General features: G+C 68.8%; 14 protein-coding genes. 5 read left to right on the forward strand and 9 right to left on the reverse strand.

What is annotated here, in order from left to right; translation table 11 throughout:
- Positions 1 to 86 precede the first annotated feature (86 nt).
- The 3 genes from ATM97_RS06070 to ATM97_RS06080 form a co-directional block, all read right to left on the reverse strand.
- Positions 87 to 707 (reverse strand): hypothetical protein, encoded by a 621-nt coding sequence (locus ATM97_RS06070; RefSeq protein WP_218716955.1) that lies wholly within the window; start codon positions 705 to 707, stop codon positions 87 to 89.
- Between the two features lie 104 nt (positions 708 to 811).
- Positions 812 to 2,563: an FAD-dependent oxidoreductase gene (locus tag ATM97_RS06075; RefSeq protein WP_255587248.1), complete on the reverse strand. Its 1,752-nt coding sequence runs from the start codon at positions 2,561 to 2,563 to the stop codon at positions 812 to 814.
- A 190-nt stretch (positions 2,564 to 2,753) separates the two neighbouring features.
- Positions 2,754 to 3,683 (reverse strand): EamA family transporter, encoded by a 930-nt coding sequence (locus ATM97_RS06080; RefSeq protein ID WP_218716956.1) that lies wholly within the window; start codon positions 3,681 to 3,683, stop codon positions 2,754 to 2,756.
- A 72-nt stretch (positions 3,684 to 3,755) separates the two neighbouring features.
- Here ATM97_RS06080 and ATM97_RS06085 point away from each other — a divergent pair, with 72 nt between their 5' ends.
- Positions 3,756 to 4,655 carry a LysR family transcriptional regulator gene (locus ATM97_RS06085; protein WP_218716957.1) on the forward strand — a complete coding sequence of 300 codons (900 nt, stop codon included), beginning with the start codon at positions 3,756 to 3,758 and terminating at the stop codon, positions 4,653 to 4,655.
- Here ATM97_RS06085 and ATM97_RS06090 read toward each other — a convergent pair.
- From ATM97_RS06090 to leuA, 3 genes are all read right to left on the reverse strand, one after another.
- Positions 4,642 to 5,427: a DUF6585 family protein gene (locus ATM97_RS06090; RefSeq protein ID WP_218716958.1), complete on the reverse strand. Its 786-nt coding sequence runs from the start codon at positions 5,425 to 5,427 to the stop codon at positions 4,642 to 4,644. The two genes, ATM97_RS06085 and ATM97_RS06090, sit on opposite strands and share 14 nt — an antisense overlap.
- A gap of 25 nt (positions 5,428 to 5,452) precedes the next feature.
- Complete coding sequence (locus tag ATM97_RS06095; RefSeq protein WP_218716959.1) at positions 5,453 to 7,063, reverse strand: MinD/ParA family protein; 1,611 nt, start codon at positions 7,061 to 7,063, stop codon at positions 5,453 to 5,455.
- Between the two features lie 349 nt (positions 7,064 to 7,412).
- Positions 7,413 to 9,212, reverse strand: a complete 1,800-nt coding sequence (leuA, locus tag ATM97_RS06100; RefSeq protein WP_218716960.1) for a 2-isopropylmalate synthase — start codon at positions 9,210 to 9,212, stop codon at positions 7,413 to 7,415.
- Positions 9,213 to 9,484: 272 nt separating this feature from the next.
- Here leuA and ATM97_RS06105 point away from each other — a divergent pair, with 272 nt between their 5' ends.
- The 3 genes from ATM97_RS06105 (at position 9,485) to ATM97_RS06115 (ending at position 12,923) form a co-directional block, all read left to right on the forward strand.
- Positions 9,485 to 10,255 carry a sulfite exporter TauE/SafE family protein gene (locus ATM97_RS06105; protein ID WP_218716961.1) on the forward strand — a complete coding sequence of 257 codons (771 nt, stop codon included), beginning with the start codon at positions 9,485 to 9,487 and terminating at the stop codon, positions 10,253 to 10,255.
- Positions 10,256 to 10,382: 127 nt separating this feature from the next.
- Positions 10,383 to 11,996, forward strand: coding sequence for a GMC oxidoreductase (locus tag ATM97_RS06110; RefSeq protein WP_218716962.1), 1,614 nt, complete (start codon positions 10,383 to 10,385; stop codon positions 11,994 to 11,996).
- 69 nt (positions 11,997 to 12,065) lie between these two features.
- Positions 12,066 to 12,923 carry an ion transporter gene (locus ATM97_RS06115; protein ID WP_255587252.1) on the forward strand — a complete coding sequence of 286 codons (858 nt, stop codon included), beginning with the start codon at positions 12,066 to 12,068 and terminating at the stop codon, positions 12,921 to 12,923.
- On the opposite strand, the gene ATM97_RS06120 is transcribed toward ATM97_RS06115, so the two are convergent.
- The 3 genes from ATM97_RS06120 to ATM97_RS06130 form a co-directional block, all read right to left on the reverse strand.
- Entirely contained in the window at positions 12,910 to 14,112 is a 1,203-nt protein-coding gene (locus tag ATM97_RS06120; protein WP_218716963.1) for a low temperature requirement protein A, read from the reverse strand. The two genes, ATM97_RS06115 and ATM97_RS06120, sit on opposite strands and share 14 nt — an antisense overlap.
- Positions 14,113 to 14,181: 69 nt before the next feature.
- Complete coding sequence (locus ATM97_RS06125) at positions 14,182 to 14,640, reverse strand: SRPBCC family protein (protein ID WP_218716964.1); 459 nt, start codon at positions 14,638 to 14,640, stop codon at positions 14,182 to 14,184.
- A 98-nt stretch (positions 14,641 to 14,738) separates the two neighbouring features.
- Positions 14,739 to 15,311 (reverse strand): TetR/AcrR family transcriptional regulator, encoded by a 573-nt coding sequence (locus ATM97_RS06130; RefSeq protein WP_218716965.1) that lies wholly within the window; start codon positions 15,309 to 15,311, stop codon positions 14,739 to 14,741.
- Positions 15,312 to 15,382: 71 nt separating this feature from the next.
- Here ATM97_RS06130 and ATM97_RS06135 point away from each other — a divergent pair, with 71 nt between their 5' ends.
- Entirely contained in the window at positions 15,383 to 15,955 is a 573-nt protein-coding gene (locus ATM97_RS06135) for a dihydrofolate reductase family protein (RefSeq protein WP_218716966.1), read from the forward strand.
- The last annotated feature ends 4 nt before the right edge of the window (positions 15,956 to 15,959 follow it).

Consider the following 15,959-nt stretch of genomic DNA (forward strand, 5'->3'; position numbering starts at 1 on the left):
TTCGCGCCGGTGGCGTGAGCCGGATGATCGAGCGGGGGGTCAGCTCATTCGCGCCGGTGGCGTGAGCCGGATGATCGAGCGGGGGGTCAGCTCATTCGCGCGACGAGGGTGCGGACGATCTCGGCGGTGACCTCGTCGCGCCAGATCTGGAAGCGCGCGGAGTTGTCCAGGCCGCTGACCGAGGAGTCGCCGCTGACCGCGAACGCGAAATTCCCCCGATGACAGGCCACGGTGGATTCGATGATCTTGCCGTAGGTGCATTCGGTGGCACCCCACTCGGCCGGGGCCACCGGATCGCCGGTGAAGCGCTTCATATCGGCGTAGTAGGCGGTGACGGCGGATTCCTCGCCGACCGAGGAGAACATCACGGTGATCTTGGTATTGCCCGAGGACGCGGGCCGGTCGGGCAGATCGAAGGTGAACAGGCAACCGCCCTGGGCGATATTGCGCACCGATTCGTCGACGAGCTGCACGGTCTGCGGTGTGCGTTTCAGATGGGTGGCCTGGGGCAGGATCGCGGTGATCTCGGCGTCGGTGAGCACCGCGCAGGCGTCGGGCCAATTCTCGACGGTGGCGGGCAGTGTCACGGGGATCGGTCGGCTGTCCGGAGCGGCCGCGCCGAATTCGATTCCGGGCGGACCGACCGGACCGCAGCCGGCCAGCACCGCCGCCGCTACCGCGATCGAGCCGAGCACGCGCAGATTCACCAGAAATCCCCCCGCTAACACCAAGTTTCGAACAGACGGTCGTTATTGTCGGCGGAACCGGACGCAGAAGCAACGCGCGTTCTGGTCGTTCTAACAGTTCACAACTATTCGTCGAACATATTGGGCAATCCCCGAGCGTAGCGATCGGCGTCGATCACCCGCAGCGGCTCGAGTTCCGGCGTGCGGCGCAGCCGGAAAGTGCGGCAGCGCTGGGCCGATGAGCCCGAGACGTCGAGCAGCGCGTTGACCGCGGCGCGCGCCGATTCGTTGGCGCCCTCCATGGTCGCCAGGTCGACATCGGTGCGCACGTAATCGCCTGCCAGGAACAGATTCTCGATCGATCCGTGCGGCTCCGGTCGTGCGTCCCAGGAGCCCGCGGTATTGATGAGCAACGGATCGGCATTCGCGTTCCGGCTGCCCTGCCAGGTGATCCCCGGATCGAGAAACCAGGAATGGACGTCGGCGGGGCGCAGCAGTTGTTCGCGGTCGTTGAGGTGCGCGGCGAGCTGGGCCCAGACCTCGCGGAAGATCTCCTCGTGTGTGCATTCCACGGCGGGCTTGCCGTAGAGCATGCCGGGGGTATTCCAGTCGGAGATGTCGACGGACAGACAGTCGGCCACCGATCCGTCGCCGAACGTATTCAGCTTGTGGGTCCACAACTGGTTCTGGCTGATCGAGGTGAGCGACCACGGTGAATCCACGAACGCGGTATGGCCGCGCGAAATATGCAGTGGGGAACGGAAATAGATCTGGATGCCGTTCATCCAGTCGACGAACAGGCGATCGGTCGCCGCCAGTTCCGGGGCCAGTTCGAGTACCCGCGGCGACCAGAGTTTGCGGGCCTGCTCGACCGGCAGCGCGGTGACGAAATAGTCGGCCTCGACGGTGCGGGCGCCGCCGGCGTCGGTGATCCGCGCGGCGCCGATGCGCTGGTCGCGCACGACGAGTTCCTCGACGCGCGCGCCGAGTTCGAACCGCACACCGAGTCCGCGCAGGTGCTGCACCCACGGGTCGATCCAGGCGATATTGGTGGCGTTGTTCAGCACCCGGTCCAGGCCGCCGTCGTTGCCGAGGCCGAGCGGATTGCCGAGGAACTGCTCGCCCATGCTGCCGATGGTGCGGGTGCTGGCCAGGTCCTCCTTGGCCGCGACCATGATGCTGGTGAGCGAGCGGGAGACGATCGCGCGGAACTCGTGCGAGCGCTCGTTCCCGTGCACGAAGTCCTGCCAGGAGGTGTGCTCCCACTGGCCGAAGCGGCGGGCGTCGCAGCTGCTGTTGAACACCAGCAGCCGATTGGCGAAGTACGCGACCTCGGCGGGCGGCATCTTCGTCATCGTCGAGATGGTGGCGGCCAGGGTTTCCCGAATCGCGTCCGGATGGGTGTTCGGGTTGGTGAAGCCGTCGGGCAGGGCGAGCAGGATGTCGTCGGTGTCGCGGCGGGAGAACCTGGCTTCCGGCACGGTGAGCAGGTTGCTCCACACGCCGTCGGCATTGCCGGCGACCGGGATCCGGCGCATGGTGTCGGGCAGGTTCTGATAGAAGCCGGGAAAGAAGCGGAAGCCGTGCTCACCGGGCAGATCGGGCCTGCCGTCGCGGCCGGTGCCCGGCACCGACACGCTGCGCGCCTTGCCGCCGAAGGCCCTGGCCTCGTAGACGGTGACCTCGAAACCGCGTTCGGCCAGCTCGTGCGCGGCCGTCAGCCCGGCGACGCCGCCGCCGAGGACCGCGACCCGGCGGCCGGGAGGCGCGCTCAGCGCAACACCCGGCGTGCCCGCCACGGCCCCTGCCGATACCACCCCCGCTGCGACTGTGCCGCGGAGAAATGTTCTCCGCGAGACGGGCCACCGTTGCGCCATATGCTGTTCAGCTGCCTTGCTCGAGTTATTGCCTGCGATTTGCTATCACTCTAGAGCGCGGCGAAGACCTGGCTGTTGCGACCTGCATGTCGTTCGCCCGAGCTCGAAACCGACCGGTCGCGCGGAAAACGCATCGCGCGATCGGTCACATGCTAGCCAGAGCCTGCGCGATTGTGCGCTGAATTGGACGTCAGACCTGAACCAGGCCGCGGCCGGGAACCGGATCCGCAATCCCGCGCACCCGCCGGGTGGTCGTCGCGGCGAAGGCACCCGCGATCACGATCGCCCCGCCGACGAGTGCGGCCACCGACGGCTGCTCGTCGAGCGCCACCCAGGCCGCGCCGATGCCGACGACCGGGACGAGCAGCGACAACGGCGCCACCGTGCCCGCCGGATAGCGGCTCATCAGATACGTCCACAGGCCCGATCCGCAGACTGTCGCGAGGATCGCGATATAGGCGAGCGCGGCCAGCGCGGGGAGCCCGGCGGTCGAGGAGACCGCGCCGCCGAGCGCGCGGAAACCGGTGTCAGGCCCCTCGACAGCCATCGACAGCGCCAGCAGCGGCAGCACCGGGATCACCGACATCCACAGCGTCAGATGCAGCGGATCGAATCCGGGGGAGTCGGCGCCGGCCTGGCGCGCGCCGATATTGCCGAACGCCCACCCCAGCCCGCCCGCCAGCGTCAGCAGCACCGGGAGCAACGTGGCGTGCGCCAGCCGATCGGCGCCGATGACGATCATGCCGAGTACCGCCACCGCCAGCCCCGCGACCTGCACCGGCCGCAGCCGCTCGCGCAGCAGCACCGCGCCCAGCACCACCGTGAACGGCGCGGAGGACTGCAGCACCAGCGAGGCGAGCCCGGTCGGCATGCCGATGCGCATCGCGGTGAACAGGAACGCGAACTGCAGGATGCCGAAGCCGGTGCCGTAGAGCAGCAGCCAGCGGACGCGCACGGCGGGGCGGGGAATGAAGACGAGCACGGGGATCGCGATGACGGCGAACCGCAGCGCGGCGAAGAAGAACGGCGGGAAATGATCGAGGCCGATTCGGATGGCCAGGAAGTTCAGGCCCCAGAGCACGACGACGGTCAGTCCGAGCAGGCGGTCGCGGGTGGTCACAGTGCTAATCGTGCGTTCGGCGAAGCATCAGCACAATCGAATAAAAGTGGATCAACAAAGTAGATTTACTTCATGTTTTCCATCGACCGACTGCGAATTCTGCGCGAGCTGGCCGATCGCGGGACGGTCGCCGCCGTCGCCGAAGCGCTGTCGATGACGCCCTCGGCGGTGTCACAGCAACTGAAGGTGCTCGCCAGGGAAGCGGGCGTCGCGCTGCTCGAGCCGGACGGGCGACGGGTGCGGCTCACCGACGCCGGCCAGGCACTCGTGCTGCGCGCCGACGATGTGCTCGCCGCGATGGAGCGCGCGACCGCCGAGATGGCGCACTACCGCGGCTCGCCGCGCGGGCAGGTCAGGGTGGCGTCGTTCCCCTCGGGCGCCGCGCTGCTGCTGCCGCCGGTGCTCACCGCGCTGTCCGACAGCGGCGTGCGGATCGTCGCGGGCGATGAGGACCTACCGCCGTCGGCAGCGCCCAAACTGCTGGCCGACTACGACATCGTGCTCACCCATCGCGACGAACGCGCGCCCTCGCCCGCCGGTCCACGGCTCTCGGCGCGGGTGCTGATGCGGGAGCCGATCGACGTCGTCGTCGCGGCGACGCACCCGCTGGCGGGCAGGCAGGCGGTCCGCCCCGAGGAGCTTGCCGACGAGACGTGGGTGAGCGTGCGGGGCGGATTCCCCGTCGACGACGTGCTCGAGTCGATCGCCACCATCACCGGGGTGCGGCCGCGGATCGCGCAGCGGCTCAACGAGTTCCGGGTCATCGAGACGCTCGTGGCCTCGGGCTACGGCGTGGCGCTGATGCCCCGCTTCGCGGTCGCGCATCCCGGGCTGTCGGTACTGCGGCTGGCGGGGGTGCGCGCGGCCCGGGTGTACGAACTGCTCACCCGGCCACAGGCGCACCGGCGGCCCGCCATCGCCGCGGTGCTCGACGCCTTCGAGGCCGCGGCCGTGCAGGTCAGCGCGAGCTGACCGACGCGCGCAGCCGATCGACCAGCGCGCGCAGGACGTAGAAGTTGGGGATATCGGCGATCGAGGTCGAGTTCAGCCCGAACCACGCGCCCTCGACGGCGATCTCGGCGTAGCCCGAGACCGTCCGCAGGCCCTGCACCTGGTGCCACGGCACGCTCTTGTTGCGCGCGCCGATCTCGTTCGCGGTCAGCCAGATATCGCCGAAGCCGAGGCGGTGACCGGCCCGCACCGCCGCGAGCGCCCGCGGCAGCTGGGCCGCGGTGACGGCCTGCTGAATCCACCGGCCCCACTGCTCGGCCTGGATGAACGAGCTGTCGAGCACGAAAGGCTGACCGGCGAGATCGGTCAGCGTGTAGGTGTGGACGGTGATGATCGGGCCACCGTCGGTGTGCTCGCCGACGATCTTCTGCCGCACCGTCGTCGAGTCGAACCGCGCGACGCTGGTGCGCCCGCCCACCACCGCGACCAAACCGTGGTCGTAGACGGCGAGCCGGTTGCCCACGGTCTCGCGTTCGTGCCACCACGCCTGCGCCGTGGCCAGCACGAACCCGAACCCCGTGCCGATCGCGGTCAGCCCGGTGATCCAGGCGATCCCGGCCTGATCGATGACGAAGGCCAGCGCGGTCGTCGCGAGCGCGACACCGGCCACGATCCCGAGGACACGAATCCGGCTCCACGCCATCACGGCCGGTGTGTAGGCCGCCCGGTGGTTACCGAGCCCCGCGCCCGCCGCCACGTCGGCGAGATGGCGCGCGGCATCGACCTCGGACATGTTCCCCCCACGACCTTCGGCTATCTCAGAATTGCCCCGGCTGGTACGGCTGACCCGGGTAGGGCTGACCCTGCGGCGGGTACTGCTGGCCCTGCTGCTGTCCGTGGTAGCCGAAATCGTCGGCGACCATGGCGGCCAGTTCGAGCAGCGCGCGCCTGGTCGGCTTGCTGACCAGCTCGAGGTCGATCTCGGCGCCCTCGGCCAGGTGATCGTCGAACGGGACGATCTGCACGGCGCGGGTGCGGTCGAGGAACAGTTTGCGCAGCTGGTCCAGGTCGACCGTCGACGCGCCACGACGCGAGGCGTTCACGACGACGACGGTGCGCTCGACGAGCTTGCTGTAGCCGTGGTGGTCGAGCCAGTCCAGCGTCGCCGACGCGCTGCGCGCACCGTCGATCGCGGGCGAGGTGACCAGCACCAGCGAGCTCGCCATGTCCAGCACGCCGGACATCGCCGAGTGCATCAGGCCGGTGCCGCAGTCGGTCAGGATGATGTTGTAGAACGACTGCAGGATGCCGATCGCCTTGCGGTAATCGGCCTCGCTGAAGGCTTCCGACACGGCCGGGTCCTGCTCGGAGGCAAGCACTTCCAGTCGGCTCGGGGCCTGCGAGGTGTGCGCGCGCACATCCGAGTAGCGGGTGATGTTCTGGTCCTCGAGCAGGTTGCGCACCGTCGAGCGGGTCTGCCGCGGCACCCGGTGGGCGAGGGTGCCCAGGTCGGGGTTGGCGTCGATCGCGATGACGCGGTCGCCGCGCTGCGAGGCGAAGGTGGAACCGAGACCGACCGTGGTGGTGGTCTTGCCGACGCCACCCTTGAGCGAGAGGATCGCGATCCGGTAGTCGCCGCGGACCGGCTGGTTGACCCGCTCGGCGAGATCGCGGTGGACGACGTCGGCCGCCGACTCACCCGGGTTGATCATGCCGCCGGAGGCCTTGTGCACGGCGCGCCGCCATCCGCTGCGCGGCGCCTTGCGGGCCCGCTTGAGCAGGTTCAGGTCGTTGACCGAATGGCCGGGCTGACCGGGGGCGGGCACGTGCTGCGGCTGGAACGGCTGATGCTGCGGCGCAGGCCCGCCCTGCCACTGCGGCTGACCGGGCGGCGGGCCGAGCGGACCCGGCTGCCCCGGCTGACCGGGCGGCATGCCGCCCTGCATCGGCGGCTGGTACATCGGCGGCGGCGGAGGCGCCCAGCTGTAGATGGGCTCGGACTGGGGTCCCTGGGGCTGCTGCTCGGGCCCGGGGAACTGCGGCTGCTCGGGCGCGCCCGGGTACGGGCCGGGATACGGCTGCTCACCGGTCGCCTGCGGACCGGGGTACGGCTGTTCGGCGCCGGGGGCGGGCTGACCGGGCCACGGCTGCTCGGCGCCCGGGCCGGGCTGACCCGGCCACGGCTGCTGCTCGGGGCCGTGCGCCACCGGATGCGCGCCACCGCTCTGGTACGAATCGGGCGCTCCCGGATACTGACTCGGCGCGAAGGGGCCTGGCACGAATCCACCCGGCTGGAACACCGTCTGCTCGGCGAGTCCGGCCTGCGGCTCGGCCACGGCCGCCTCGGCGGGCTGCGGCTCGGCGGGCTCGTCTGCCTGCTCGCCCGCGGCGCCTGTCGGCTCGAGGTCGTCGTCGGTGGCCGTCTGCACTCCGGCGGATCCGGACGCAGCGTCGGCCGTCTCAGCCGACGGACTCTGCAGCCAGGGCGGAGACGTCGGATTATGGTCGTTGTTGGTCACAGTTCCCCCACTTTGCCCGATGAACGAGCAGGAAGCTCGGCGCTGAATGTGCACCAAAACGCTAGCACGGTGCTAATTTCCGCGCGCCGGGGGCGGCAGGCTCCGGAGCGGCTGTGAGCGGGCATGCGCGCAGCTCAACCGGTAGATCCGTACCGAAGCCGACCGGTCGGGCCCGAGTTGTCCACAGCCCTTTCGGCAGTGTGCACAACCGGCGAAGGCCGGGTCCGCGTGCTGCGGGCCCGGCCTTCGTGTCGGCGAACTAGCGTGCGGCGGCCCGGTTGACCGCCGAGACGACGGCCCGCAGCGACGCGGTGGTGATGGAGGTGGCGATGCCGACGCCCCACACGACCTTGTCGCCGATCGCGACCTCGACGTAGGCGGCGGCCTGCGCGTCGTCACCGGCGGACATGGCGTGCTCGCTGTAGTCGAGCACCCGCACGTCGAAGCCGACGGTGGCGATCGCGTCGACGAACGCGGCCAGCGGGCCGTTGCCGGACCCGGTGATCTCCTGCTCGACGCCGTCGACCTTGACCGTGGCGACGATGGTGTCGACACCGCCGTCGGTCTCCGACGCGGTCACCTTCTGGCGCATCCGCTCCAGCGGCAGGATCGGGTTCAGGTACTCGGTGGCGAAGACGTCCCACATCTCCTTGGGCGTCACCTCGCCGCCCTCACCGTCGGTGATCGCCTGGATCGCCTGCGAGAACTCGATCTGCAGCCGGCGCGGCAGCACCAGACCGTGGTCGGTCTTCATGATGTAGGCGACGCCGCCCTTGCCGGACTGCGAGTTCACCCGGATGACGGCCTCGTAGGTGCGGCCGACGTCCTTCGGGTCGATCGGCAGGTACGGGACCTCCCAGGTGATGTCGGCGACGTCGGCGTTCTGCGCGTCGGCGGCCGCCTTCATCGCGTCCAGGCCCTTGTTGATGGCGTCCTGGTGGCTGCCCGAGAACGCGGTGTAGACCAGGTCGCCGCCGTAGGGGTGACGTTCGGCCACGGCCAGCTGGTTGCAGTACTCCACCGTGCGACGGACCTCGTCGATGTCGGAGAAGTTGATCTGCGGGTCGATGCCGCGGGAGAACATGTTCATGCCCAGGGTGACCAGGCAGACGTTGCCGGTGCGCTCGCCGTTGCCGAACAGGCAGCCCTCGATGCGGTCGGCGCCGGCCTGGTAGCCCAGCTCGGCGGCCGCGACGGCGGTGCCACGGTCGTTGTGGGGGTGCAGCGACAGCACGATCGAGTCGCGGCGGGCCAGGTTGCGGTGCATCCACTCGATCGAGTCGGCGTACACGTTCGGCGTGGCCATCTCGACGGTCGCGGGCAGGTTGATGATCAGCGGCTTCTGCGGGGTCGGCGCGATGATCTCGGAGACCGCGTCGCAGACCTCGCGGGCGTAGTCCAGCTCGGTGCCGGTGTAGGACTCCGGGCTGTACTCGTAGCGCCAGGCGGTGTCCGGGTACTTCTTCTCGATCTCCAGGCACAGCGCGGCGGCGTCGGTGGCGATCTTCTTCACCGCGTCCCGCTCGGCGCGGAAGACGACGCGACGCTGCAGGATGGAGGTGGAGTTGTAGAAGTGCACGATCACGTTCGGGGCGCCGTTGCAGGCCTCGAAGGTGCGCTCGATCAGCTCGGCGCGGCACTGGGTCAGGACCTGGATGGTGACGTCGTCGGGGATCGCGCCGTCCTCGATGATCTCGCGGACGAAGTCGAAGTCGGTCTGGCTGGCGGCCGGGAACCCGACCTCGATCTCCTTGTAGCCCATCCGGACGAGCAGGTCGAACATGCGGCGCTTGCGGGCCGGGCTCATCGGGTCGATGAGGGCCTGGTTGCCGTCGCGCAGGTCGACGGCACACCACGCGGGCGCGCGATCGATGATCTTGTCGGGCCAGGTGCGGTCGGGCACCGAGATGGGCTCGACCTCTTCGGCGAAGGGCCGGTACCGGAACGACGGCATCGACGAGTTCTTCTGATGGTTCCAGGCGGGCTGGTCGGCCGGTGCGGGTTTGCCGGGGGCCGTGATGGTGCGCGAAGCGGATACGAATGCGTCAGCCGAGGACATGCAAGTTTCTCCGTGGGTGAGGTGGATTCCCTGGTGGGAGCGGGTCGACCGGCGCGTTGGAACCCCGCGACGGGAGCCGGTCCGTATCAGAACCCGTCGCGGCGGCCGAGAAGAAGTGCCCGCTGCATGATCCTTCGAGGATACCGCGTGCCCTACCCCGCTGGTAAGCGGCCTGGGGAAACCGGCCGGTAGTAAGCGAGCGGTACGGTTTTCAGCGAATCGCACGCTTGTACGGACCATCGCGTCCGACGAGACGTCACAAAGGAACTCGAATGACTTGGTTACAGCAAGTGGCCATTCTCGCGGCGGGCATCGCCGCGGGTGGCATCAATACGATCGTCGGCTCCGGCACCCTGATCACCTTCCCCACGCTGCTTGCCTTCGGTTTGCCGCCGGTGACGGCGAACGTGTCCAACACGATCGGTCTGGTCCCCGGCTCGGTCAGCGGGGTGATCGGCTACCGCCGCGAACTGGACGGGCAGCGGTCGCGACTGCTGCAGCTGGGCACCGCCTCGCTGCTCGGTGGCATCACCGGCGCGATCCTGCTGCTCGTCATGCCCGCGGAGGCCTTCAAGGCGATCGTGCCGGTGCTGATCATCGCCGCGCTGATCCTGGTGGTCGTGCAGCCCCGGCTGGCGGCCTGGGTGAAGCGGCGCAGGGCCGACGGTGACGCGGCCACTCCCGAGCACGGCGGCCCGATCCTGCTGGTCGCGGTGTTCGGCACCGGCATCTACGGCGGCTACTTCGGCGCCGCCCAGGGCGTGCTGCTGCTCGGCCTGCTCGGGGTCTTCGTGCACGAGGACATCCAGCGGCTCAACGCGGTGAAGAACGTGCTGGCGCTGATCGTGAACGCGGTGTCGGCGGCGATCTTCATCGCCATCGCCGAGGTGAACTGGCAGGCCGTCGCGCTGATCGCGGTCGGCTCGATCATCGGTGGCCAGCTCGGCGCGAAGGTGGGTCGCAAGCTGCCGCCGAACGTCTTGCGCGCGGTGATCGTCGTCGTCGGCACGATCGCGGTGATCCGGCTGCTGACGGCGGGCTGAGTCTGGGCCGCTTCATGTGGCCCGCCCACCGGTTGTGACTACGACCAAACGCCCCTCCGTTGAACACCATTGGCGTTTCACACGGGGTATCCTGCGCTCGGCCATGCGTGATGAGGGAGGTGGCCTGGTGCACAGACGTGCCTTCTTCAAGGCGGCGGGACTGGCGACGATCGCCGGTGCCGTGGGGACGACGCTGACGACCACGGCCGCCTCGGCCGATCCGCGCGAGGCGATGTTCCGGACCTGGGTACCGGAGATCTTCGAACCCCTCCCCGACGCACCGGCGCACACCGAGGCCATCGTCATCGGTTCCGGCTTCGGCGCCGCCGTCACCGCCCTGCGGCTGGCTGAGGCCGGGATCGCCAACACCGTGCTCGAGCGCGGTTCGCGCTGGCCCAACGACCCGTGGCGGGAGATCTTCACCGGCGACGACCTGCCCGACGGCCGCGGCTTCTGGCACCGCACCAGCTTCACCGGCGTCACCAAGGTGCCGATGAGCTTCGGCGCATTCGGCGGCGTCCTCGATGTCACCGAGTACCCGGGCATCGACGTGTGGCGCGCCGCCGCGGTCGGCGGCGGTTCGGTCATCTTCACCGGCGCGATGGTGGCGCCCGAGCGCAAGCTGTTCGACCACGTCTTCGGTGGCGTCGTCGATTACGGCGAGCTCGAGCGCGTCTACTACCCGCGCGTGCGCGAGATGTTGCGCCTGGATCCGATGCCCGCCGACATCTACCACTCCACGCCGTTCGCGCACTCGCGCGCCTGGGACGACCAGGTCCGCGCCGCGGGCTACCAGCCGGTGGCCAACGATTCGATCTTCACCTGGGACGTGCTGCGCAGCGAGCTGGCGGGCACCTCCCGCGCCTCGGCTACCGCCGCCCGCTCCAACCTGGGCAATTCCAACGGCGCCAAGTTCGATCTGAACCAGAACTATCTGCGCTACGCCAGGGAGACCGGCAAGTCGCAGGTGTACCCGGGCCACCGCGTCGACGCCATCGCCCAGGAGGCGAGCGGCAAGTTCGTGGTCACGGTGACGAAACTGGCCCCGACCGGTCAGAACCTCGGCACCCGCACGCTGACCTGCGACAAGCTGTTCCTCGGCGCGGGTTCGATCGGTACCTCCGAGCTGCTGGTGCGCGCCCAGGCCACCGGCGCGCTGCCCAACCTCAACGAGCACATCGGCGACGGCTGGGGCACCAACGGTGACGTGGTGCTGGCGCGCGGCGCGAGCGCGGTGGCGGGTCAGGGCCAGGGCGTGCCCAGCGCGAGCCGCGTCTTCGACGAGTCGCGCGTCCCGCTGACTCTGGAGAACTGGTACATCCCGGGCATTCCGTTCGAGACCGGCGCGCTGGCCTCGCTCGGCATGGTCCTCGACCCGACCAGGGCCCGTTTCGGCTATCACGCCGGCGGCGGCGTCGGGCTGAGCTGGTCGGCGGCCGCGCAGGACGCCGTCGTCGACGCGGCGCGCGCGGTCGATCACCGGATCGCCGAACGCGCGGGCGCGGTCGCCGAGTACGGCGCGCTCGGCTACGACGCGAACGCCCAGTTCACCGCGCATCCGCTGGGCGGCGCGGTGCTCGGCAAGGCGACCGACGCCTACGGCCGTGTGCACGGGCACCCTGGCCTCTACGTGATGGACGGCGCGGCGATCCCCGGCAGCACCGCGACGGTCAACCCTTCGCTCACGATCACCGCGCTGGCCGAACGCAATATCGCGGCCGTCATCGGCGCCGGTCGCTGACACTCGCGCGGACCGTCGCGCGCAATGTGACCGATCCGCGTCGACCGGCCGTTACGCTCGGCAAGGACGATGGCGTTCGAAGGGAGTACCGAGGTGGCCTCACCGGGCATCGAGCGGGTCGAGGCGTTGCCGGACGTACGCTCGAAGACGCCATCGCTACGGACCGACCTGTTCATGCTGGTCCTGGCGATCATCTCGGTCGCGCTGGTCGTCTGGATCACCTTCTTTCCCGTCTCCGGGACGACGTATCACGCGATCGTGGTCGCCGACTGGACGATCTGCGGCATCTTCCTGATCGAGTTCCTCTGGCGCTGGCGCCGGGCGGGCTGGCCGTGGAGCTTCCCGTTCATCTACTGGTACGAAGTGCTCGGCATGATCCCGGTGACCAGCCCGATCTTCCGCGGGTTCCGGCTGCTGCGGATCGTGGTTATCCTGATCCGGCTCGGCCGGGTCGCCGACCGCGCGCTGGGGGAGCGGGTCACCGCGACGATCGTGAACCGTTTCGTCGGCACCATCGTCGACGTGATCAAGCGCCCGATGACGATCGCGATCCTCGACGAGGTCTCCAAGGTCCTGCGGGCGGGCCACTACACCAAGAACATCGCCGCGGCGCTCGAGGAGAACCACGCCGAGGTCGACCAGATGATCGTCGACCTGATCAAGAACGACCCGACGACCAGCAAACTGCGCTACGTCCCGTTCCACGACGACATCATCCGGCTCGTCGCCGACACCGTGTACCGGATGCTGCGCCAGCTGCTCGACGACCCGCGCACCGACGAACTCGTCGCCGACATGCTGCGGGAGAACCTCGATCAGATCAACGACGCGGTGCGCGCCGGGGTCAGGGTGCCGCCGTCGCACCGAGGGGCGACGCCCGCCGAGCACGGCGTGCGCCACCACCTCGGTCGGATCAAGCGTGCCTGATCTGGTCGCGCGGGGTCGCGTACCGAATGGTCTCGAAGATCACCAGTAGGGCCAGCAGCGCGCACAGCAGGCTCAGCGCGGCGAGCGCGGGCAGGTGCGTCGCCACTGGGATCACCGCGACCAGCAGGACCGCGGTGATCACCCGGGCGATCGAGATCTCCTTGGTCGCATAGTATTTCGCCGCGACGACGCCGAGCAGGAACAGCGCGGGCCCGATGAAGAGCGCGGCCAGCGGAATGCCGTGCAGCGCGTCGGTGAGCTTGTGATGCGAGGCGTCGCCGACGTAGTACAGCACCTTCTTCAATCCCAGCGAGAGCGCGATGACGCCGGCGATGATCGGGAAGTGCCCGTAGGTGTAGCTGCGCTGCGCGATCTTGATCTGGTGCGCGCCGCGGGAATGGGCGAAGGCGTGCTCGATCGAGATCGCCGCGACGTCGAAGTACAGCCACCACAGCAGGCCCGACACCGCGAGCCCCAGCATCGAGCCCAGCGCGATCGGCCAGGAGATCGGCAGGCCGGCCACCCCGATGCCGATCGAGACGATGGACTCGCCGAGGGCGATGATGACGATCAGCCCGTAGCGCTCGGCGAAATGCGAGGCCGAGTTGATCCGCCAGTCGGTGCCCGCGAACCAGGTCCAGACCATGTCGCCGATGATCGCGGCCAGCCACAGCACGATCTGGGTGAGGCCGTCGGTCATCGCGGCGATGACGAGCAACGCGGTGCCGAGGGTGATCGAGCCCAGCGCCCAGCGCAACACCTGGCCGCGCAGCTGGGAGTCCTCGGCGCTGATCACCCAGAAGATCGAGACGTGCACCAGCCGCACCACCAGGTAGGCGATGGCGAAGACGAGCGGACCGAACCAGCCGCCGCTCAGGTCCTCGAACGCCTCGGGAATGGTCAGCGCCGCGATGAACGCGCCGCCCATCGCGACGAACATCGCCACCCGGGCGATGCCCTCGTCGGCCCTGACCACATTGCCCAGCCACGAGTAGGCGATCCACAGCCACCACATCAGCGCCAGCACCAGGGCCGCGCGGACCACGTTGGCGCCGGTCGGGTTGTCGGCGGCCAGCGCGGTCACCATAGTGAAGGCGAAGACGATCACGAGGTCGAAGAACAGTTCGAGCTGGGTCACCGAGGCGCCTTCGGCCACCTGCTGGAACCGAACCCGTCGAGTACCGATCATGCGCTCATCGTCGCACCCGGCGTGCTCGCCCGCGCGGAACGGACGCGGCTTTCGCCGTCGGCGCAACCGCTAGCCGACGCCGTAGCGGTGGACCTCGGGATACCGTTCGGCGAAGTCGATGAAGTTCGCGACGATCTCATCGCTCATCTTGCGCAGGGTGCGCTTGAACAGGATGCCGGGGATGGGCAGCGGCAGCTGGATCTCGACGTGATAGTCGATCTCGGTGCCCTCGGGGCCCTCGACCAGGTCGAACGAGCCGCTGCCCTTGGAGCCGCGGCTGCTGTCGACGACCTCCCAGGACACCCGGTTGTGTTCCCAGAAGAATTCGAGGACCTGCGCGTCGGAGTTGCCCAGGAAGGTCGCGGTGACGAAGACCCGGCGCGGCCTGCCGTCGGCGTCGCGGGGGCCGACGCGGACGTCGCTGTAGTTGGTCGACCACTCGGCTAGGAGATCGACGGCGAGCAACGCATCCATGATCTGGTCGACGGGAGCATCCACGGTGAATCGGATGTCGATCTTCGAGCGCATCTTGCCTGTCCTCCGAAACCCCCGCTGTCTTCGCGCCCGATTGTGCACACGTGTACCAGTGATCGTCAACACGTCTATGGTCTGGACAAATGACCGGGTCAGGGGCGTATCGCCCGCTCGACGGCGGTTTCGATCAGCTCCATGCTCTGTTGCTCGGTGAAGATACCGGGCAGGGTGAGGTGCTCGACGATGAGCCAATTCAGGGCCAGATACAGCAGGAGTACCGACGCCTCGTCGCCCGGCTGGCCCGACGCCAGGTGGTTGCGGACGTTGAAATCCAGGTCGGCCCTGACCCGCTCGGTGAGCACCTCGCGCAACTCCGGACGCCGGGTCGCCTCGAGCCGCAGTTCGAGCAGCGCGAGGTAGGCGGTGCGGTGCGATTCGAGCCGGCCGACGACCTCCTTCATCAGCGCGGTGATGTTCTCGACCGTCTTCGGTCCCTCGCTCACCAGCGCCATCGTCTCCTCGCTCGGCTGGACCACCTCGTAGAAGCGGGTGCCTGCCTGGGTGAGCAGCTCGTCGCGGCTGGTGAAGTAGTTCGACGCGGTGCCGACGGGCACCCCGGCCTGCTTGTCCACCGCGCGGAAGGTGAGGCCGCGCGCGCCTTCGGCCGCCAGCACCTCGATCGCCGCGTCGAGCAGCGCCTGCCGTCGTTCGGGATTAGTTCGCACTTGACACCACTCCGTCTGTAGTACTACGTTCAAACCACTTCAATCAGAGTACAACAACTTAGGCGGTACCCATGCGAAAGCTTGTCTACTACATCGGTGTCTCGCTCGACGGCTACATCGCGGGTCCCGGCGGCGAGGTCGACTTCTATCCGACGCCGCAGAACTACATGGAATGGATGACGGCCGAGTTCCCCGATTCGATCCCGACCCATCTCCGGCCGCACATCGGCATGGACCCCGAGCTGCCGGCCAAGAACTGGGACACGGTGCTGATGGGTCGCGGCACCTACATCCTCCCGGGCGAGCACGTCGAGAGCCCGTTCTCGCACCTGAAGCAGTACGTCGTCTCGTCCTCGCTCGCGCAGGCCGATCACCCCGGCGTCGAGATCGTCTCCGGCGACCCCGCGGAGCTGGTTCGCGAACTCAAGCGGCAGGAAGGCGGCGACATCTGGCTGTGTGGCGGCGGGAACCTGGCCGGTCAGCTGATCGACGAGATCGACGAGATGGTCATCAAGAGCTACCCGGTCATCGCGGGCGCGGGCGTGCACGCGTTCACCGGCGTCTTCAAACCGACATCTTTCACTCCGGTGCGGCGCAAGGAATTCGACAACGGCACGCAGGTCACCTGGTTCGTCCGGGCCTGATTTC

The sequence above is a fragment of the Nocardia sp. MH4 genome (assembly GCF_019266065.1).
GTDB lineage: Bacteria > Actinomycetota > Actinomycetes > Mycobacteriales > Mycobacteriaceae > Nocardia > Nocardia canadensis.

Excerpts from the sequence above, each read along its gene's own strand:
- ATM97_RS06075 (WP_255587248.1), bottom strand. The coding sequence starts at position 2,563 with ATGGCGCAACGGTGGCCCGTCTCGCGGAGAACATTTCTCCGCGGCACA.
- ATM97_RS06085 (WP_218716957.1), top strand. The coding sequence starts at position 3,756 with ATGTTTTCCATCGACCGACTGCGAATTCTGCGCGAGCTGGCCGATCGC.
- ATM97_RS06090 (WP_218716958.1), bottom strand. The coding sequence starts at position 5,427 with ATGTCCGAGGTCGATGCCGCGCGCCATCTCGCCGACGTGGCGGCGGGC.
- leuA (WP_218716960.1), bottom strand. The coding sequence starts at position 9,212 with ATGTCCTCGGCTGACGCATTCGTATCCGCTTCGCGCACCATCACGGCC.
- ATM97_RS06105 (WP_218716961.1), top strand. The coding sequence starts at position 9,485 with ATGACTTGGTTACAGCAAGTGGCCATTCTCGCGGCGGGCATCGCCGCG.
- ATM97_RS06115 (WP_255587252.1), top strand. The coding sequence starts at position 12,066 with ATGGCGTTCGAAGGGAGTACCGAGGTGGCCTCACCGGGCATCGAGCGG.
- ATM97_RS06120 (WP_218716963.1), bottom strand. The coding sequence starts at position 14,112 with ATGATCGGTACTCGACGGGTTCGGTTCCAGCAGGTGGCCGAAGGCGCC.
- ATM97_RS06125 (WP_218716964.1), bottom strand. The coding sequence starts at position 14,640 with ATGCGCTCGAAGATCGACATCCGATTCACCGTGGATGCTCCCGTCGAC.
- ATM97_RS06135 (WP_218716966.1), top strand. The coding sequence starts at position 15,383 with ATGCGAAAGCTTGTCTACTACATCGGTGTCTCGCTCGACGGCTACATC.